This is a genomic window from Pseudomonas sp. QL9 (genome assembly GCF_041409665.1).
GTDB lineage: Bacteria > Pseudomonadota > Gammaproteobacteria > Pseudomonadales > Pseudomonadaceae > Pseudomonas > Pseudomonas knackmussii.
The window spans coordinates 4,150,475-4,170,674 of sequence record NZ_CP166971.1 but is presented as its reverse complement, the minus strand read 5'-3'; the positions used below and the strand labels follow the sequence as shown (position 1 = coordinate 4,170,674).

Here is a 20,200-nt window from a genome sequence, read left to right as displayed (position 1 = left end):
CGGCGTGTACCCGGCTACCGGGTAAGTATCGCAGCCGGGCAGCGACGGCGGTCAGTAGGCACATGCTCGCACGGCGATTTTTAAGATGGTTTTAAGTCAGCGTTGTCTACCGTCTGCATGCCCCGTCGAACGGCCTCCGCCGTCCCGGGCAACACCCAACAGCCTCAGCCACCGTCACGAGCATGCACAAAGCCCTACTAACCGGCCTGGCCTTACTGGCCGGCTGCGCGACCTACCAACCGGAGCCCATCGCACCGGCGCAGATGCTTGCGGTCTACGAGACGCGCGACTTGAACGACCGGCAACTGCTCCACTACGTCGCGGCCCACTCGGACTCGCCCCTGGCCGCCTGGACGCCCGACAAGCTGACCCTCGCCGCCTTCTACTACAGCGCCGAGCTGGATGCCGCGCGCGCCCACTACTCGGCCAGCCAGGCGGCCGTCGACAGTGCCGGCGAGCGGCCAAACCCGACCTTGACCCTGCCGCTGCAGTACACCGCCGCGGCGAGCAAGCCCTGGACGTACGGCCTGGCCCTGGACATTCCCATCGAAACTGCCGGCAAGCGCGGCTACCGGGTGGCCCAGGCGCAGCAGCTGTCCGACGCGGCGAAACTGGCCATCGGGCAGACCGCCTGGCAGATTCGCGGCCGGCTACGGGCTGCCCTGCTCGACCTCTTCGCCAGCCGCCAGCGCGAGGCCATCCTGCAGCGTCAGTCGGCCGTGCAGCAGGAGCTGCTGCAATTGTCCGAGCAGCGCGTCCAGCTCGGCGAAATGGCCACGGCAGACGCCATCCAGCAACGCATAGCCATGCAGCGAACCGAAGGCGACCTCGCCATCGCCCGTCAGGCCGGCCAGGACGCTCTTAGCCGGGCCGCCGCCGCCATCGGCGTCCCGCTTTCCGCGTTGCAAGCCGTCGATCCCGATCTGAGCGCCTTCGAGCGCACACCGCCAACAATTCCACCCGGCAGCGCGCGGCGCGCGGCCATCCTCAATCGCGGCGACCTGCTCGCGGCGCTGGACGAGTACGAGGCAAGCCAGGCCGCCCTGCAACTGGAAGTGGCCCGACAATACCCCGACCTCTCGCTCGGTATCGGCTATTCATTCGACCAGGGCGCCGAGAAATACAGCCTCACCCCCGGCGTCATCAGCCTGCCGCTGTTCAACCACAACCAGGGCGCGATCGCCCAGGCCGAAGCCCATCGCAAGGAAGCCGCCGCCAAGGTGGAGATGCTGCAGGAGCAGGCGATCAATGACAGCGCCTCGACCCTGCGCAACTTCGACGCGGCGCGGCAGCGACTGGCCCTGCTCGACCGCCTGCAGGACAGCCAGGCCGCCGCGCACGAGGCGAACCAGCGCGCCTTCGCCGCCGGCGAAATGGATCGCCTGGCGCTGCGCCAGGCCGATCTGGCCGCCAGCCTCGACAACCTTGCGCACCTGGATGCGCAGGTTCAGGTGCAGCAAGCCCTTCTGCAGCTGGAGAACGCCCTGCAGCGACCATTGCAGGGCACCGACACCACAGACGCCATCACCCTGGGAGAGCGCCAACCATGAAACGACGCCCCACCTTGGAGGCCCTGCTGATCACGGCTGCCGCAGTGGCCTCGGCCTCGCTGGCCGCCTGGATCTATTTCCAGCCTGCGCAGCCGCCGGCCCCGGTCTCGGTCACGCCCACCTGGCTGACCAACGAAGCCGGCCTCACGCTGGTCACGCTCGACCCCGCGACCCTGGCCCGCACCGGCATCCAAACCGCCGCGCTGGCGCCGATCCAGCATCGGGACGAACGCCTCGCCTACGGCAGCGTGCCGGACCTGCAGGCGCTCACCGACTTGAGCAACCGCTACCGCGCCGCCCAGGGCGAGGTAGCGGCGGCCCAGGCCGCCGCCAGCGCTTCGAACAAGGAGTTGCAGCGCAGCCGCGCGCTGGCCCGCGACGCCGGCAACGTTTCGCAGAAGAACCTGCAGGCAGCGGAGGCGACGGCCACCGCCGACCAGGCCCGGGTGGAAAGCGCCCGAACCAACCTGCAAGCCCTGCGCGCTGGGCTCGCGCAGCAGTTCGGCGAGCGCCTGGCGCAACTGGTCGCGGCACAGCCCTCGGCCGAACTGAGCCGCCTGCTGAACCACCAAGACAGCCTGCTGCGCATCGCCATCCCGACGCTGGACAAGGATGCGCCGCCGCCCCGAATCAGCGTCGAGGACGAGTCCCGGCAACGCGCCACGGCCGAACTGCTCTCCGCCGCGCCCCAAGGCGATGCGAACCTGGCCGGCACCGTCTACCTGTACCGCAGCCCGGCGTCCCTGCCCTTCGGCGCCCGCCTGCTGGCCCACCTGCCGACGGCGCAACCGGCGACCGAGGGGGTGCTGATTCCGCAGAGCGCGGTGCTCTGGTTCGGCGGCATGCCCTGGGCCTACGCGCAGGTCGAGGCCGGGCGCTTCGTGCGGCGGCCGCTGAGCGACGCGGTTTCCGTGGCGGAGGGCTACTTCGTCGGCAACGGCTTCAAGGCCGGCGAACAGGTGGTCGTGCGTGGCGCGCAGCTACTGCTCTCGGAAGAGCAGCGCCCGCAGATCGCCGCCTCCGCCTGCAAAGACCCCGAATGTGACGACTGACCCGCCGGTAGCGAATAAACCATGCTGAACTCCGTCATTCGCTTCGCCATCCGCCTGCGCGGCGTGGTGATCGCCCTCGCCTGCCTGCTCGCCGGCTATGGCCTCTACAGCCTGACCCAAGCCCGCGAGGACGTGTTCCCCGAGTTCGCCCCGCCCCAGGCGGTGATCCAGACCGAAGCCCCCGGCCTCACCTCAGAGCAGGTGGAGGCGCTAGTCAGCCAGCCCGTGGAGAACGCCATGGCCGGAACCCTAGGTGTGGCCAGCCTGCGCTCGAAGTCCCTGCAGGGGCTATCCCTGGTGACACTCACCTTCAAGGACGGCACAGATATCTACCAGGCGCGGCAACTCACCGCCGAGCGCCTGGCCGCGCTCGCCGGCAACCTGCCGCGCGAGGCCGGGGCACCGGCGCTGCTGCCGCTGACCTCGTCTACCAGCGTCACTCTGGTCGCCGCCCTGACCTCGGCGCACCGCTCGCAGATGGACCTGCACACCCTCGCCGAGTGGACGGTGCGGCCGCAGCTGCTGCGCGTCCCGGGGGTGGCCGATGTGATCGTGTTCGGCGGCGATGCACGGCAGCTGCAGATCCACGTGCTTCCGGATCGCCTGGTGCAATACGGCCTGTCCCTGCAGGACGTGCTGAGCGCCGCCCAGCGAGCGACCGGCGTGCGCGGCGGCGGCTTCATCGAGAGTGCCAACCAACGCATCGTGCTGAGCAGCGAGGGGCAGGCGCTGCGTCCGGAGCAACTGGCCCAGGTGGTGCTGCGCTACCAGAACGGCCAGCCGCTACGCCTGGGCGATGTCGCCAGCGTCGAGATCGGCGCGGGACCGGCGGTGGGCGCGGCGGCGGTGGATGGCGCGCCGGCGGTGTCGCTGATGATCGAGAGCCAGTACGGCGTCGACATGATGAGTGTGTCCAACGGTGTCGAGCAGGCCCTGGCGGCGCTGAAGCCGCAGCTGCAACGGGAGCAGGTCGAGCTGCACGCTGACGTGTTCCGCCCGGCCAGTTTCATCGAAAGCGCCATGGGCCACCTGCGCAACGCCCTGCTGCTGGGTGGCGTGCTGGTGATAGCGGTGCTCTTCCTGTTCCTGCTCGACGCGCGCACGGCGGTCATCTCCGCCACCGCCATCCCGCTGTCGCTGCTGACCGCGGTGATCCTCCTGCAGCGCTTTGGCGTCAGCCTGAACACCATGACCCTCGGCGGCCTGGCTATCGCCTTGGGCGAAGTGGTGGACGATGCCGTGGTCGACGTCGAGAACATCTTCCGCCGCCTGCGCCAGAACCAGGCGCTCGACACCCCGCGCTCGGCCGCCAGCGTGGTGCTCGGCGCCTCCCTGGAGGTCCGCGGCGCGGTGGTCTACGCGACCCTGATCGTGGCCGTGGCCTTCCTCCCGGTGCTGAGCCTGAGCGGCATCGCCGGCAAGCTCTTCGCGCCCCTAGGCATCGCCTACATCCTGGCCATCCTGGCCTCCCTGTTGGTGGCCTTGACGGTGACGCCGGCCCTCGCCTACCTGCTGCTGACCCGGCGCCCGCTGCGGGAATCCGAGCCAGCACTGCTCAGCCGCATGAAGGCACGCTACCTGGCCCTGCTTGCGCGGATCGAGTCGCACCATCGGGCCATTCTCGTCGCCGTAGCCCTGCTCTGCGGCGGCGCCATCTCCAGCCTGCCGTTCATGAACGGCAACTTCATCCCGCAGCTCAACGAAGGGCACTACCTGGTGCACATGGCCCTGGCACCGGGGTCGTCCCTGCAGGAATCCATGCGCGTGGGCCAGCAACTGAGCAAGGCGCTGGACGCCGTGCCCGGCGTACGCCTGGTCGCCCAGCGCGCCGGGCGGGCCAGCGAGGTGGTCGACCCCACCGGGGTGAACATCAGCGAGTTCGAAGTGGACCTCAAGCCTGGCTCACCGACCGAGCAACGCCAGGCGCTGATCGGCATCCAGCAGATGCTGGCGAGCTTCCCCGGCATTACCGCATCTGTGAACACCTTCCTCGCCGAGCGCATCGACGAGAGCATTTCCGGCGTCACCGCGCCGGTAGTGATCAACGTCTTCGGCCCCGACCTCGACGTGATCGAACACAAGGCCAATGAAATCGCCATGCTGGTCGGCGCCATCCCCGGCGCCATCGGCGTGCGGGTGGAGGCCGCGCAGTACGCCCCGCAGCTGACCCTGCGGCTGATTCCGGAGCAACTCACGCGCTACGGCTTCGCCCCGCTGGACGTGCTGGAGGCCATCCAGGCGGCCTATGAAGGTGTCAACGTCGCCCAGGTGTACGAAGGCAACCAGGCCTACGACGTCAACGTGTCCCTCGCCCCGGTGGCGCGCCAGGACCTGGCGCGAATCGCCGACCTGCCGTTGCGCAGCCCGGCCGGCATCACGGTGCCGCTGGGGCAACTGGCGCAGATCGGCCAGACCAGCAGCCGCTACCAGATCATGCACAGCGACGGCCAGCGCATGCAGACGGTGTCGTCCGCCGTGCGCGGCCGCGCGGTGAGCGACTTCGTCAGCGAGGCGCGGCAGCGCATCGCCAGCCAGGTCAAGCTGCCCGACGGCGTCTACGTGCTGTTCGCCGGCGAAGACCAGGCCCGCAGTCAGTCGGAAAACGACCTGCTCGTGTACAGCCTGCTCGCCACCCTGGGCGTGGTGCTCCTGCTGTTCCTCGCGCTGAAGAACACCCGCGCGTTGCTGCTGGTGCTCATCAACCTGCCCTTCGCCCTGGTCGGCGGCGTGCTCACGGTACTGGCCAGCGGCGGCGACCTGTCGCTCGGCTCGTTGGTGGGGTTCGTCACCCTGTTCGGCATCACCCTGCGCAACTCCATCATGCTGGTCTCGCACTACCAGCACCTGGTCGACGCCGAAGGCATGCCCTGGGGGCCGGAGGCCGCGCGGCGCGGTGCTGCCGAGCGGTTGCTGCCGATCCTCATGACTGCCGTGGTAACAGCCCTCGGCCTGCTGCCCCTGGCGCTGGCCAGTGGCGCCGCCGGCAACGAGATCGAGGGCCCCATGGCGCTGGTGATCCTCGGCGGCCTGATCACCTCGACGGCGCTCAACCTGCTGGTGCTGCCGACCCTGGCGTTGCACTTCGGCCGGTTCGCCAAGACGACGGAGCTACTCTCAGAGCAGGACGCCGATCCGTCGACAGGGACTCAGTCGCGGTAAACGGAATCGCTGCGACGATAGCCGCCCTGCCCGTGCCGGTGCCTACTCCCACGGGCACGGGGCCCTTCGGCATTCACCAGGACAGCCGGATGCTCTCTTCCTTCACCACCTTCATTTTCGAGCACCCCCAGCTGACCTACGCCGCGGTGTTGCTGTTGGCCCTCTCCGAATCCATTCCGGTGATCGGCGCCGTCGTCCCCGGCACGGCCATCATCATTGCCATCGCCGCGCTGGTGCCCAGTGGCGCGGTGACGCTCTGGCCCCTGCTCGCCTCCGCCGTGGCCGGCGCGGTCCTGGGGGATGGCCTGTCGTACTGGCTGGGCCACCGCTATCACCGCGAGGTCCTGGAGATCCGCCCGCTCAAGCGCTACTCCGCCTTCCTGGAGCGCAGCGAGCGGTTCTTCGACCGGCACGGCGGCAAGAGCGTCTTCCTGGCGCGCTTCACGCCAGGCGTGCGCGCGTTCATCCCCCTCATGGCCGGCATCCTGAAAATGCCGCCCGGCCGCTTCTACACCGCCAACGTAATCTCGGCACTGGCCTGGGCTCCGGCGCACATAGTTCCCGGTGTGCTGATCGGCGCTTCGCTGGGCCTGCTCGGCAGCGCAGCCAAGCCCCTCGCTTCCCTCCTCGTCCTGCTGGTCGTCCTGGCCTGGGGCGCTATCCATCTCGTGCGCCTGGCGCTTGGACGCGGCCTGCCGCTGCTGGTGGCGAGCCTGGAGCGCCTTCACGGCTGGGCGCTGGCGCGCGATGGCCGCTGGGCAAGGCTCCTGCAGAACCTCCTGGACCCGACGCGCCCCGATGCGCGCGGCCTGGGGTGCCTGGCCATGCTGCTGGTCGGCTCCGCCTGGCTATTCTTCGGCATTCTCGAAGATGTCGTCACGGGCGACCCTCTGGTACGGGCCGATACGGCCATCTACCAGATACTGCAGGACCTTCGCACGGCTCCTGGCGATGCCTGGATGATCGCGGTTACAGAGCTGGGCGACACCTCCGTGGTGCTGGCGGTGACGCTGGCCGTGCTGCTGTGGCTGGTATGGAAGCGGGCTTGGCGCACCTCGATGTACTGGCTGGTCGCGATCGCTGGCGCATCGGCGCTCAACAGCGTCATCAAGTTCACCCTGCACCGCGCCCGGCCGGGCGAGATGCTGTACGCGGGCTGGAGCGCCTTTTCCTTCCCCAGCGGCCACAGCACCGTCAACACCCTGCTCTATGGCTTTATCGCCGTATTGGTGATTCCCGCGCTGCGACCGTTCTGGCGCCTGCCGCTGGTCATCGGCACAGTCGCGCTCGTACTCGCCATCGCGGTCTCGCGGTTGTACCTGGGTGCCCACTGGTTCTCCGATGTGGCCGGCGGGTTGGCCTTCGCCACGGCCTGGCTGACGGCCCTGGGCCTCTGGTACAGGCGCAAACCGCCCGAAGCGGTGGGCGCGGCTGGGCTGCTCATCGTCGCCCTGATCACGCTGGGCGTGGCCGGAAGTTTCCATATCCATCGCCAGTACGCGTTCGATATCGCCCGCTACGCCCCGCCCGTGCATACCCAGAGCCTGTCCGCGCAGGCCTGGTGGAGCACCGGCTGGCAGCAGCTCCCGGCGCGGCGCGTGGAAATCACCGGGGAAATCGAGGAACCCCTGGCGCTGCAATGGGCGGGCAACCCGGACGCCCTGCGGGAGCGCCTGCAGCGGCACGGCTGGTATCGTCCGGCCGCCTGGAGCGCGAGCAGCGCCCTGGCCTGGCTGACCCCTGGCGCCGCGCCGGCAGAGCGCCCGCTGATTACCGTCTTCGCCGGTGGACGCCTGCCAGAGCTGACGCTGGCCCTGGCCAATCCGAACGCCCCCAAGGACTCGCGATTCGTGCTGCGCCTCTGGGCCACCGACGCACGGCTCCAAGAGCCGGAATCGCCCTCGCTCTGGGTCGGTTCGGTCGTCGAGGAGCGCCTCGTGCACTATTCCTCGCTCTACACGCTGGAGTGGCGCCTGGCGAACGTGAACGACGCGCTGAATTGGCTGAGCAATGGACTCGAAGAGGGACCGCTCAGGATTGGCCGTGCAGCAGATTCCAGCCCCGATTGGGACGGTCGCGTGCTGCTAGCCCACGAGTGAATTGCCCTTGCGTTTGTAGACGCTCGATGGCCGCCTTTGACCGGCTTAGGTCATTCACGAGCGACCGCAATGGGTCGGCAGCTGCCTCCCGTCAGGGGCTGAAAGCGGCCAGAAGCGGACGTTCACCAAGGCTTGATTTTGAGGTTTTGGGGCTCCTGCGAAACCAGGGCCGATTTAATCGGCCCACTGCCCTGATTGCCACGAAGGTTGGCTACGCGAGCCTCTCCGGCTTTGGCGTTTACATTCCGTCGCAAGGTTGGAAAGCAGTCCAAGTGAGTGGATACAACGGAAAGACTCGTGAAGCCTGGCTTTGGGGCAATAGCTCAGCTCACGCCACGAACCTCTCGGCGTATCGCCTGAGGAGGAACGCCGAAGCCGCGAATGAACACCTCGCGCATATGGCGGCGATCTCGGAATCCGGTTTCCTTGGCGATCACGTCCATTGAATGGCGGCTTTGCTCGATCATTACCCGCGCGGCCTCCAGGCGGAGGCGCTCGATTGCCTTGGCCGGGGATTGTCCGGTTTCTGCGGTGAACACGCGGGTGAACTGACGCGGACTGAGATGCACGGCTTCGGCCAGTTCCTCGACGCTCAGTGGCCTGTGCAAGTTCTGCCGGGCATGGTTCAGTGCGTTCTGAATACGGTCGGATTTCGGTGCGAGGGTGAGCATCTCCGAGTGTTGTGATTGCCCGCCCGAACGGCGCTGGTGCATGACCAGTTTGTGCGCCACCGAGCGTGCCACTTCCGGGCCCAGATCCTTCTCCACCATGCCGAGTGCCAGATCCAGGCCGGCGGTCATGCCGGCGGACGTCCATACGCTGCCATCGATGATGAAAATACGGTCATCCTCAACACTGATTTGCGGATAGAGGTGTTGCAAAGCGGCACCGTAGGCCCAGTGGGTGGTCGCGCGGCGCCCATCGAGCAGGCCAGCCTGGGCTAGCACGAAGCCCCCGGTGCAGATACCGGCGACGCGGCGCGCCTGTCGCCCGGCCTGTCGCACGAACGCCAAGGCAGCTTCGCTCGCGGGCATTTCCAGGGGCTTGTTGACCCCGGCAATCATCCAGGTGTCGGCCAGACCGGGATTGTTCAGGGCTTGGGTTTCGATGCCCAAGCCCAGCGACGAGCGCACGATGCCGCCGCCGATGGAGAAGAACCCGATGGAATAGAAGGGCGCCTCGGCCACTACGTTGGCGTACTCGAAGACGGTCTGGGTGGCTAGCGACAGCATCTGGAAGTCGTCGGAAAGCAGGTAGCCTATCCTGTGCATGATCAAACCTCGCGCTAAGCATGTCCTAAAACATGACTATATACGTCATTTAGGTCTTCTCCAGTCCTCGCCATGATGTGTCCCAAGCCCACCCCACTTGGATACACAGCATGAGCAACGCAACGAAAGGCACCGCCCTTGTCACTGGCGCTTCGTCGGGTATCGGTGCCCTCTACGCCGAACGGCTGGCCCGCCGTGGTTACGATCTGATCCTGGTCGCACGCAATCGCGAGCGCCTGAATGAACTGGCCCGTCGCATAACCGACGACACCCAACGCGTGGTAGAGGTGCTGCAAGCCGATCTGGGCGATGCCCAGAGCCTGGCCACTGTCGAGGCCAAGCTCAAGGAAGACGCGAGCATCACCCTGCTGGTCAACAATGCCGGTATCGGCACCCATACGCCTCTGCTCGAGAGCGACGTGGGTCTGATGACGCGCATGATCGACCTCAACGTGACCGCGCTGATGCGACTGAGCTATGCCGCCATTCCCGGCTTCGTCGAGCGGGGCAACGGCGCCATTATCAATATCTCATCCATCGTCAGCATCGTCCCGGAAGTGCTCAACGGCGTTTACGGCGGCAGCAAGGCCTTCGTCACGGCATTCAGCCAGTCGCTGCATCACGAACTGGCCGACAAGGGCGTGCGCATCCAGGCCGTGTTGCCAGGAGCGACCGCCACCGAGTTCTGGGACAACGGCGGCCTGCCGCTGGAACACCTCGACCCGACGATAGTGATGCCGGCCAGCGCCCTAGTCGACGCCGCGCTGATCGACTTCGATCACGGCGAACTGATCTCCATCCCCTCGCTGCATGACGCCAGTCGGTGGCACGCCTACGAGTCGGCGCGCAAGGCCATGTTCAACCTGCTTTCCAACAACCAACCCGCGCCGCGCTACAGCGCCCAGCGTTGATCGACCCTCAAATCAGGAGCACAACCATGAAGCTCAGCGGCAATACCATCTTCATCACCGGCGGCACCTCGGGCATCGGGCGCGGACTGGCCGAAGCCTTCCATCAACGCGGTAACAAGGTGATCATCGCGGGTCGCCGTCAGGCCTTGCTGGAGGAGGTCGCCCGCGCCAACCCCGGTATCGATACTGTGGTGCTGGACATCAACGATGCTCAGCAGATAAAGCAGGTGGCCGAGCAAGTGATTGAGCGTCACCCCGACCTCAATGTGGTGATCAACAACGCCGGCATCATGCCGTTCGATAATGCTGCCTCGGGTGATCTTGATGACGAGCAGGCGGTTGGCTTGCTGGCCACCAACCTGCTGGGCCCTGTGCGCGTCAGCGCGGCCTTCGTCGAGCACCTAAAGCGCCAACCGGACGCTACGATCATCAACAACAGCTCGGTGCTGGCGTTCATTCCGATTGCCGTCACCGCGCTGTACTCGGCGACCAAGGCGGCCATCCATTCCTACAGCCTGTCGCAGCGTTTCATGCTGCGTGATACCAGTGTCAAGGTGCTGGAGATCGCGCCGCCATGGGTCGATACCGACCTGATCCACAAAAGTGGCGATCCGCGCGCCATGCCGCTGGATGCCTTCATCGCTGAGACCCTGGCCAAGCTGGAGAGCGCAACGACCGAGGTGATCGTCGATGGTATCGCCGCGCTGCGTGCCAATGTCGGACCGAACGAGCATGCGCTGGTGAACCAGTTCAACCAGTCGATCATCGACAATCCCATCCCGGTTGCCTAAGCCCGAGCCCGACCTCGCCAGAGCGTCGGGCGTGTTCGTGGACTCCTGGAGAGCACCATGCATAGCCCCATCTCCTTGCCTGATCGTATCGCCTTGCGCCTGCTCAGCCTGGCCTACTTCGTCCAGGCGGTCGGTGCCTTGTCGGTGGTTGGCAGCCTCGAGAGGATTGCCGTCACCTGGGGATTGAGCAGCGCTCAGAGCGCGCTGTTGATAACCGTGTTCGGCGTGACCTTCGCGATTGCCGCGCCGGTGCTGCAGATGACCCTGGGTCATCTGCGACGTCGTTCGCAAGTGTTGCTGGGACTGTCGATTTTCAGCGCGGCTGCGCTGCTGTTTGCAATGGCGACAAGTTACCAGTCGTTGGTGCTGTCGAGGGTGCTTATGGGGCTGGGGGCAGGCTTCATCGGACCTGTGCTCGGCGCTCTGGGGTCGAACATTGTGGCGCGCGACCAACAGGGCAGCGCCATTGCCATCGTGTTGCTCGGGCTGAGTGTCGCGGGCCTTGCTGGTATGCCGATCAGCGCCTGGATCGCCCATGAGTTCGGTGCACGCAACTTGTTTTTAGGCATAGGTGTCAGTGGCCTGCTCACCGCGGCGATGATCCTGTTGTGGGTGCCGGATCGTGTAGCGGGACAACGCGTCTCGCCCACCGATGTGATCGTATTACTCACGCAAGCCACGTCGCTTAGCGCCTTTTTTGTGGTGTTCCTCATCACCTCCGGCGTATTCACCACCTATGCCTTCCTTGCCCCGATCATCAGCAACGATTTCCACAGCAGCGCCAATGGCATCACCCTGGCGCTCGGGGTGCTGGGCGTAGCCGGCGTATTGGGTAATCTGCTGGTCACCCGCCTAGCATTGCGGATGAGCGCCGAACGCCTGCTCATGTGGGGCATCGGCCTGCTGACGTTGGATATTTTCTTCCTGGCTTTGATACCGCGGCATCTGAACGCCCTGTTGCTGGCCTTGGTCATCTGGGCACTGGCTACCGATATTGTCTGGCCCTCACAGCAGCGACGAATCGTCGAACTAATGAGCGAGCAACGCGGCATCGCCCTGGCATTGACCGCCTCGTTCATGTTCTGCGGCATCGGTGTCGGCTCGGCCATAGCGGGTTGGGTCTACCCCAAATACGGCTACCAAGGGCTGCTGCTCATTTCGCTGCTCCTGTTTGGACTGGCCTTTGCCTGTCTTAGATTCTCCGAAAATCGCGCACAGCTACGAGCAGCTACACAAATGCCGACCTAATCGACGACCGCAGCAGATTGAGCCCTGGCCCGCTGCGGCTCTCTTTTGGTTGAGCTTGCGCTGAGTGTCCAGTCGCTCGCGCGTAGCGTCGTCCGCACTTGGGCCGAGGCGCAGGCTCAGGTTTGCCATACGTACGCTCATCGAATTACGTATAGATCAGGTTTGAATGACTACTATCCGCAGCGGATCGGAGGCGAATGCGAAGTGCCTGAGAGTCCGCTTAGGGTCGGATGCAGCCCTTCGCCGACGGATGCGTCGGGTCGATCAGGGTTCACCCTAGATGAACGAACCGTGCTCATGTGAGCCAGGCGATGAGCAGGTGGTCGAAAATCCCTCATCGACTGACAAGTGACTGATCAGTCACAATTAAGGCAAAAGCAGTCAGCCCCCTATGGCATCGCGCGAAGTCCCCAAATCGCCCCTGGAGGCCGCGCCGCAGGCCATTCAAGCCTATTGACGACCAAGAAATCACTGGATATTTATCTAGGGGTTCGCCACGCCCGTAGAGAGGGCGCGGTGGTGACGATTCGCCTACCGCTGGATGCTATGGCGAATCTGGATGCCTGCTCAGTGAGCAAACCCTACTGGAGACCTAATGCAGTTCATACAAGGACCGACCGGCGAAAACACTCAAATCCGCCATATCCGTGGGTATTGGGTTGGACCCGACCGCGATGCCGGATACGGGTTGCGCCTCCCTACCGATCTGCGATCAGTAGGCGATGACGCCGACGTCCACTCCGAGGATTGGGGGATTTGGTACAGCTCGCATATGCGGCGCTACTACCTCTTATGCTACGAACCCCGCAACTACGACTGGCACGGAATTCGACTGAAGGCGAGAAGCGCCCGCGCAGCTCAGGAGGAACTCGACAACTTGATGCGTGAAGCGGACGACGCTGTTGCTTACGAGCAGTACTACAGAAGCAACTAAGGGCATCGCCATCAATTAACTACGGCAATCGAGACTAGGGGCCGTTGACCTGCAACGGCCCCTGATATCTACCCTAAACCTACCTTGCTTCAGTCTTTGGCCCACTCCCCTTCTGTAGTTCGCCCAAAAGCTGGCTGCGCGCTAGTGGGAACCTTTTTTCCCTTGCATCTAGCTGCTATGTTAGCGAGCGCCATTCAGAACGGAGGCTGAAAGCGTAAGGCCGCATCCCGCAATGCGGCCTTTTTCTTTTCTGCAATGTTCTCGACGACGAGCTAATCTGAAGACTGCCCGAAACGGCACACATCCATGCTTAACCGCCCAGTTACTCCATTAGCAGGGCGGTTTTTTTTGTGTGTCGTATTGGACCTAAACGTGAGCCTCTGCTTCGGCTCCCCTACCTGTTAACCTATTTTTCGACTGTAAAGTTGATTGGTTTACAGTCGAAAAATGGTTAACAGGATCTCGATAAGCCGCGTAATTAGCCGCTTCCAGGCATTCTATGTCTGCCCAAAAGCTGTCGGCAGTGGGGCGACAAAACTCAGTTTTCCGGCCCATTCCACCACAGCCTAGAGACCAAATGCATGAGCGGTATCTACGTCAATCCGCGCGCTGCTAACCAGTCGGCTGTATACATGCGCGAGCCCCGTACTGACGACCTGCGCGACCTGACAGCCCAATGATCAGGTGAAGTTGGCATACAACGAACCCTAGCCCGCCTTCAATCAGTGACTGGCCCTCACGACAGGCAGCCATCGGCCAGGAGCGGTCATTTACGATGGAATCCGCACGCCATCGATTTCAATTTCTCCCCGGCCTTATGCTGTTCGAATCCATGGGTGACTCACATATCCTCTATCGCCCACTTGACGATGCTTTTCTCAAACCGACTCAGGTGTGAGTATTCCAGTCGTGGTGCCCATTGCTTGAGCTTTTCCATTAGCTGGGTCATGCCCTCGGCGGGCAGTATGGCGCTTTTGAACTTCGTCGAAATCTGCGTGGGAATCCCGTACTCGTCCAGCGCAGTGAGAAGAGGGTCGTTGAACAGGTTTTCAAGCTGCTCAGCCAAGAAGCCGAAATCACCCGGTTCAATACCTATTCGGGTGAAAACGTCAGCTTGAATTTTACTCAATGCCATGATGTCGCGTGGAAGGCGGTACGAGATCACGTTCCGAATAAACTTCAGGCGCTGGCCAATCGACTCGCTTGGGGTGCGATCTGTGAGGTCTTCATCAATGGCTTGTTGGAGGTAGGCCTGGAAATCCTTCTGTGCCCTGAGCGCATTGATGTGCCACGCCAGTTGCGGGCCGGAGTGGATATTGAATTCCTGCAGTTTGTGTGGGAGGTGATCGTAGATGAGGGTGCAGAGGTATTCGAGCTGCTTCTGCTCAGGATTTCCTTTCCAGGTCAGACATATGTGGCTGATTGCGAGCTCGCGACGAATCCTGTCAGCCACTTCAATTTGACGGTCTACCGGGATATGCCGGTTCTCGATCAGCGTTGAGGAGGACAGTTGCGGTGTTGAATAGACGACTTCCAAACGCTGCCTGGATTGGTCGGTCAAGTACTCTGGTTCCAGCTTCATCAACAGTCCCATGGGGGAGGTGCCGTCCTGCAAACCGATCGGGTACTCGACGGTGAGGTTCTCCTCCTCGGGCGGCTCCTCCAGCATGAACACCTTGCCAATGAAATACTGGTTCATACGACCAGCACGCCCGGAAATGTTCTTGAAGGTGAAGAAGTCAAAGGTGTTCTTGTTGATTCGCCGATCGTAGATGATGACGTTCTCAGCCGAGGTGTTAACGCCTTCGATCATCGTGGACGTGCAGATGATGTAGCGGATGGTTCTCTCGTTGAACAGCTTCACGAAGTACTGTTGAATCGCTCGGGGTACGCCGCCGTGGTGAATGCCGATTCCCAGAGAAATGGCTTTGGCCACGTTCCAGTCAGGATGGTAGTTGCTGGAAATCCAGTCCGACACGTCCTTGGTCTCGGGAAGCGAAGGGAAATTACCTCTATCAATCAAAAGCTGTGCGACCCGGTTCGCGCTCGCAGGCGACTGGCAGTAGATTAGCGTAGGGGAGGTGAGTTGCTCGCACAGCTCCAACAGCTTTTCCTTGCGCTCCTCACCACGGGTGCGCAGGTTAAAGTAGGTCACGTCCACTGCCACCGTCGAGAAGTTCGAGGGGATAAAATTGTATTCATACCCATCCAGACCTTGGATGTTATGGATGTGCGGGCCCAGCAGATAAAACTGGGCACCTAGGTTCGCTAGTTTGTGAAAGGCGAGGCTGAGGTCAACGGAGCGGTTCTTTTCTTCAGAGTCACTAGCAAGATCAAGCTTGTAGAACTCGTCGATGACGAAGAAATCGATGTCGTCCAAATCATCGCGCTGCAGCACCCGCTCCTGAGTCAGGAGGTAGACGTTGATGAGGCCAGTCTTCGCCTCCTGGCTCGGGTGAGTGATGACATTGCAAACCGATCGGAAGCGCTTCACCAGCCGGCGACGCGTTTCGTCAATCAGCGCGATGGTTGGTACGATCACCACCACTTTGCGAAATTTGCCTTGCGCCAGCACCGCATCAATGACAAGGCTCTTGCCGACACTTGTCGACGCGCTGAGCACGACGTTGCGCCCTTGCATAAGTAGGTGAAACACATTTGCCTGAAGCCGGTGGAAGACCAAGCCTTTCTCCACGCCCTCGACCCGGTGGATTTCATAGGCCAGGCGGTCTGCGTCGGACACCTGCTCGACGTGCTCTGTGATGTAGGGGAACAGACCAACAGTGCGAACCAGGCTGAGTAAAAGCGACTGTTCTATTTCGTCCAAGAACGCGAATTTATCTAGGAGACGGATCACCAGGTCGCGACCCTCCCACTCAGGTTTCCCCCTGTTCACGATCTGGGTCACGCCTGCAAGAAGTCCAGTCTTGTCGCTATCTTTGCCGCCGAGCGATTCCAGCTGCTGTTTGATGATCTCGTATTTCATTAGCTAGCAGCCCTGCACAGGGAGTTGAATTTCTGGACAAGCTGCCGAATGCTTTCCATTGGTACCAGAAACACGACCACCCGAACCTGTTGGATCTTCGAAGGCAAGGTGCTGAGCAAGGTCTTGTAATGCTGCGTCACTTCAGTTTTCAGGTTCGCCACGTAGTCAGCGAGAAAGCCGCCGGCCAACGCTTCACTGTCGTATGCCAACAGGACTGGAAAGCAGAGCACCTTCAGCATGTCCTGGGTCGGTGCATTCTTGTGTAGCGCCTTGTTGAACGCCTCGGCGTTGGGCCGATGATGTTGAGGCTCGCGCAGGGTCACGATGATCTCGCGCTCTTCGGTCAAAGCGGCTCTGGAAATCGTCGCGTCCAACACATTGCAAATATCTTTCAGCGTCTGATCCATCGTGCCGGTATAGATCATTCGCGATATTCCCAGCCAAAGCTGGTCTGCCTCACCCTCGGATTGGACTACGTGGGCGTTGCCGAACTCGGAAAGTTTGCCGTTGACGGTGTAAAACGCTTTGCATGCGATCGGCTCGCTGTTTTCTCGGTGACGCAGGATGGCGTGGAGAATCAGCTCGGCGATCAAGCGGTCGCGAGAGCCAGGCGTTTGATCCAGCATGCTGATGGATTTCGCGAGCGAACTTGAGAGCTGGTGTATCTGGAAATTGGCAATCTCGCTGGCACGTAAGCAAAATTCGGGAAGCCATTGCACCAGGTGCTCCGCAAACTGATCGCTGCGCCACTCCTCAAAATCGTACTCCACGTCGAAGCCAGAAATGGAGCGAAGCAGTCCCGTCTCGGTGGCTGTATGAAACTCCACGAGAAACGGATCAGGTTTTGATTTGTAAGGTTTAGCGAAGGTGTTGGCTTGCTTGGACGCCGAGTCCAGAAGCGCTTTCAATCGGGCCAATGCATCGGCACGCAGGATGATTTTGTCCTGCGGTGCTATTTTGACATCGGCAGTTGCTGCGTCATCTGCCCAGCCGAGAAAATACGCGTAGATTTCTTTCAACTGGCGGTGGGAGGGGTTCTCCCCATAAAACTCAATCACTTCGGAAAGCAGGCGCAGGTTAATAGATTCCAGAGCGTTGACCTTGCCACATACCTGCCAAACGAAGTGGTCGGCCCAGTACGACAGGTTCCGGCCCATGGCCGAAATCGACTTTGGAAAACGCTTGGCCAGCTTGATGCCCTGAGCCGTTGCCCCGTCCGGGGTGACACGCTTGTCCAGCTCCTGAGTGAAGTCCTCCAGTACCTTCGCGACATCACGTTTGGAGACGATCCGAAAACAGGCTGGCCCCGGCCTTACGTCGCATTTGAGCGACTTTTGGATCAGAGAGCTATCGGGTTTCCTGTTCTCCAGTTGGGTGCATTCCTTCAGGTTCCACTTCCCATCCTTTTCGGTGGTTTTGACCTGGATGTATTCATTGATAGTGCTACCTGCTGACTGCTTCACCGCGACGATGTCGTCGGCTGTCTCGCATTCGATCTGCACGTAGCTGCTGTCGGCCAGCATTTTCAATATGAAGCTAACGGCAACGTGATCCTGGTATTTGAACCCTTGCCGAGCCGCAGGCCCACCTTTGTTTGATGGGCGGGGAGTAGTAACCATGACTTCCTTGTACCTGTGAAAATGACTGATGCCGGTCGTTCCCGTGTTGCTCAGGCTGCGAGGTGCATCACTAGATGGCGTAAAGCTACCATCATCAACATTTGTGCGACCACATTATTGGATCAACATCTACGTGCCTAACCCTTGAACCAGGGCGGGCCGGAAGGCCCTCTCACTGATGGACGATGACCTTGCCGTCTGACTGCGGGCCTGACCAGGCCGCTGTAAAAGTCCCTAATCCTGTTGCGCGGGCCTTACGGCAGAGAGGCGATCAGGCTATGTCGATGTGGAGCGTACGACGACGATTTTGAGCCATATTGGCCCAGAACTGAGGTTGTCCCGGGGGGAGCATTGATCAGCTCAAAATCTCCAGGAATGGCTGCTTGCCGACGATTGCCGCCTGGGATTTTGCTTTCAAAAAATCAGCGAGGTCAGCTTGGCGACTCAGTAGGGAGACAATCTCCTTCAGGGTGCACAGAAAATTTGTCCTGTGATTCAGGAAGTCCGCGCACTGCTCGATCACTGCCTCGGTGTACCTGCTGCTGGAGATGAAGATTCCTGATGCGTCTGCTCGGCTCATTACCCTTATCAGGTGAGATGCGAAGTCGCCCACTCCGACAGGATCTTTCAACCATTTCATCTCCACCAGGTGGATCGTGCCGTTAAGCTCTATCACCCCGTCAATTTGTTCCAGTGCCGCCGAGCTGTCTGGCGACCTGCGCACGAAGTTATCCTGAACGTGGATGCCGTAGGCACGGAACAGGTCATTGAGCATCCCCTCAAGGAGTCGCCCGCGCTCCTGGGGCTTTTCGTCCATAGTGAACAGAACGAACACCCGTATCGGCGGTGCTTCTACTGTAATTCTGGCAACGCTTCTGCTCGGCTTCTTCCACTAGCTGCAGTTGAGCAAACTCAGTAGGAAGCAGCCTGCAATGGCTGCTTTTGGCCGATTCTGTTGAAAAAGGCGGTTCTGCGGCAGCCAGTTGGCCAGGTGCACCAGCTTTTGAAGTGGCTGCAAGCCACTTCAAATTGCCTTTCGGCGTGGCACTGAGCAATCGGGCTCAGGTTTGCGGGTTAATTCGAGGGTTTTTGCTCGCTGCAGGCGCACCTATCACGTGAGCGGTGGCCCTTGAGGCAAAAGCCTGGCCATGCGCCGCAGGTTCTGCACCGTCGCGGCCAAGGTGAATTCGTCAGCCGCACCTGTCATTCCACGCAGTCGTAAACGGTCGAGTTTCATGATCCGTTTGAGGTGGGCGAAGAGCATCTCCACCTTCTTCCGTTCGCAACGAGAGACCAGGTATTCCGATGTCTTGGCGATGCGTCGAGCCACGTCACGGGCAGCCTCATGGATGCTACGGACGATTTTCCGGTTCGGCGTGTTGGGGCAGCACTTTGCTTTCAACGGACAGGTGACGCAGTCGGTTTGGCTGGCGCGGTAGATGATGGTGTTGGCCTTGGTTACCCGCGATCGTTTCTGAGTGAAGGCACGCCATTCACTACGCAGCGGTTTACCGGCCGGTCAGCGGTATTCATTCGCTTCCGGACTCCAGTGAAAGTCGTGGCTGGAGAGGCTGTCGTCCTTGCGCTCGGTCTTGTCCCACACCGGCACATGCGGCTCGATGTCCTTCTCCTCGACCATCCAGGCCAGCATCGGGGCCGTGCCATAGGCGGTATCACCGATGAGGCGTGCAGGTGTGAGGTCGAATTGCGCTTCGACGCGCTCGACCATCGTTTTGGTCGACTCGACTTCGGCGGCGCGGTGCGCTGGGGTCGCTTCCACATCCACGATCACGCCGTGCTCGGTGTCGATCAGGTAGTTGGTGGAGTAGGCAAAGTAGGCCGGCCCACCTGGTGCTGCTGTCCACCGCGCCTGCGGATCGGTAAGCGAAATCTTCTTGGGCAGAGCTTCGGCCAGCGCTTCCTCATCGAGCGCGTCGAGGTACTCGCGCACAGCACGGGTACTGAGCGCCGGATCGCGCCAGTCGACCTCATCTCCCGCCACGCCACGTTGCCGGCTGGCATCGGCCTTGATGATGCTGGCGTCGACGGCGAAGCCTGCACCCTTTACTAGGCCGGCCGCCATGCAGCGCCGGAGCACCTCATTGAACAGCCAGCGGAACAGGCCGCTGTCACGGAAGCGGCCGTGGCGATTCTTCGAGAAGGTCGAGTGATTGGGGACTTCGTCCTCCAGACCCAGCCGGCAGAACCAGCGGTAGGCCAGGTTCAGATGCACCTCTTCGCATAGCCGCCGCTCGGAACGGATGCCGTAGCAGTAGCCAACCACCAGCATGCGCACCATCAACTCCGGATCAATCGAGGGGCGTCCGATAGGGCTGTAGAAGTCGGCCAGGTGGGCGCGCAGGTCGCTGAGATCCAGGCACTGATCGATGCTGCGCAGGAGGTGTTGGGGCGGGACGTGGTCTTCCAGATTGAACGAGTAGAACAGCCGCTGCTGTCCTCCCGGTAACTGCCCCATCATGCTGCTTGCCCCCACGCTCACTGAGCGCGTGATTTTGCCGGCGGCATGGGGCGGCAGCTACTTTTTCAACAGAATCGGCCGTTCTCTGCCGGTCACGGCCG

The 20,200-nt window shown here is 62.1% G+C and carries 12 protein-coding genes and 1 pseudogene; 8 read left to right on the top strand and 5 right to left on the bottom strand.

Annotated elements, in window-relative coordinates; translation table 11 throughout:
* Positions 1 to 182: 182 nt before the first annotated feature.
* The 4 genes from ACA097_RS19580 to ACA097_RS19565 all read left to right on the top strand — a co-directional run bounded on the left by ACA097_RS19580 (position 183) and on the right by ACA097_RS19565 (position 7,860).
* A complete protein-coding gene (locus ACA097_RS19580) occupies positions 183 to 1,550 on the top strand; it encodes a TolC family protein (protein WP_371365381.1) in 1,368 nt (455 codons plus the stop codon).
* Positions 1,547 to 2,602, top strand: coding sequence for a hypothetical protein (locus ACA097_RS19575; protein WP_371365379.1), 1,056 nt, complete (start codon positions 1,547 to 1,549; stop codon positions 2,600 to 2,602). The genes ACA097_RS19580 and ACA097_RS19575 overlap by 4 nt, the downstream gene beginning before the upstream one ends.
* Before the next feature lie 21 nt (positions 2,603 to 2,623).
* Entirely contained in the window at positions 2,624 to 5,761 is a 3,138-nt protein-coding gene (locus ACA097_RS19570; protein ID WP_371365377.1) for an efflux RND transporter permease subunit, read from the top strand.
* 89 nt (positions 5,762 to 5,850) lie between these two features.
* Positions 5,851 to 7,860: a VTT domain-containing protein gene (locus ACA097_RS19565; RefSeq protein ID WP_371365375.1), complete on the top strand. Its 2,010-nt coding sequence runs from the start codon at positions 5,851 to 5,853 to the stop codon at positions 7,858 to 7,860.
* 323 nt (positions 7,861 to 8,183) lie between these two features.
* Here the strand turns inward: ACA097_RS19565 and ACA097_RS19560 are convergent, their stop codons facing one another.
* The gene (locus tag ACA097_RS19560; protein ID WP_371365373.1) at positions 8,184 to 9,131 is read right to left on the bottom strand and encodes a GlxA family transcriptional regulator; all 948 of its coding nucleotides are present in this window, start codon (positions 9,129 to 9,131) and stop codon (positions 8,184 to 8,186) included.
* A gap of 110 nt (positions 9,132 to 9,241) precedes the next feature.
* Between ACA097_RS19560 and ACA097_RS19555 the strand changes: the two genes are divergently transcribed.
* The 4 genes from ACA097_RS19555 (at position 9,242) to ACA097_RS19540 (ending at position 13,015) form a co-directional block, all read left to right on the top strand.
* Positions 9,242 to 10,042 carry an SDR family NAD(P)-dependent oxidoreductase gene (locus ACA097_RS19555; protein ID WP_371365371.1) on the top strand — a complete coding sequence of 267 codons (801 nt, stop codon included), beginning with the start codon at positions 9,242 to 9,244 and terminating at the stop codon, positions 10,040 to 10,042.
* Positions 10,043 to 10,068: 26 nt separating this feature from the next.
* Positions 10,069 to 10,833, top strand: coding sequence for an SDR family oxidoreductase (locus ACA097_RS19550; protein WP_371365369.1), 765 nt, complete (start codon positions 10,069 to 10,071; stop codon positions 10,831 to 10,833).
* 57 nt (positions 10,834 to 10,890) lie between these two features.
* Positions 10,891 to 12,081, top strand: coding sequence for an MFS transporter (locus ACA097_RS19545; protein WP_371365367.1), 1,191 nt, complete (start codon positions 10,891 to 10,893; stop codon positions 12,079 to 12,081).
* Between the two features lie 595 nt (positions 12,082 to 12,676).
* On the top strand, positions 12,677 to 13,015 hold the full coding sequence (locus ACA097_RS19540) for a hypothetical protein (protein ID WP_371365365.1): 339 nt from the start codon (positions 12,677 to 12,679) through the stop codon (positions 13,013 to 13,015).
* 841 nt (positions 13,016 to 13,856) lie between these two features.
* On the opposite strand, the gene ACA097_RS19535 is transcribed toward ACA097_RS19540, so the two are convergent.
* The 4 genes and pseudogenes from ACA097_RS19535 to ACA097_RS19520 all read right to left on the bottom strand — a co-directional run bounded on the left by ACA097_RS19535 (position 13,857) and on the right by ACA097_RS19520 (position 20,099).
* Positions 13,857 to 16,001, bottom strand: coding sequence for a DEAD/DEAH box helicase (locus ACA097_RS19535; protein ID WP_371365363.1), 2,145 nt, complete (start codon positions 15,999 to 16,001; stop codon positions 13,857 to 13,859).
* Positions 16,001 to 17,620, bottom strand: coding sequence for a dsDNA nuclease domain-containing protein (locus ACA097_RS19530; protein ID WP_371365361.1), 1,620 nt, complete (start codon positions 17,618 to 17,620; stop codon positions 16,001 to 16,003). The genes ACA097_RS19535 and ACA097_RS19530 overlap by 1 nt, the downstream gene beginning before the upstream one ends.
* Before the next feature lie 355 nt (positions 17,621 to 17,975).
* On the bottom strand, positions 17,976 to 18,455 hold the full coding sequence (locus ACA097_RS19525) for a hypothetical protein (protein ID WP_371365359.1): 480 nt from the start codon (positions 18,453 to 18,455) through the stop codon (positions 17,976 to 17,978).
* Between the two features lie 276 nt (positions 18,456 to 18,731).
* Positions 18,732 to 20,099, bottom strand: a pseudogene (locus ACA097_RS19520) (transposase).
* Between the last annotated feature and the right edge of the window lie 101 nt (positions 20,100 to 20,200).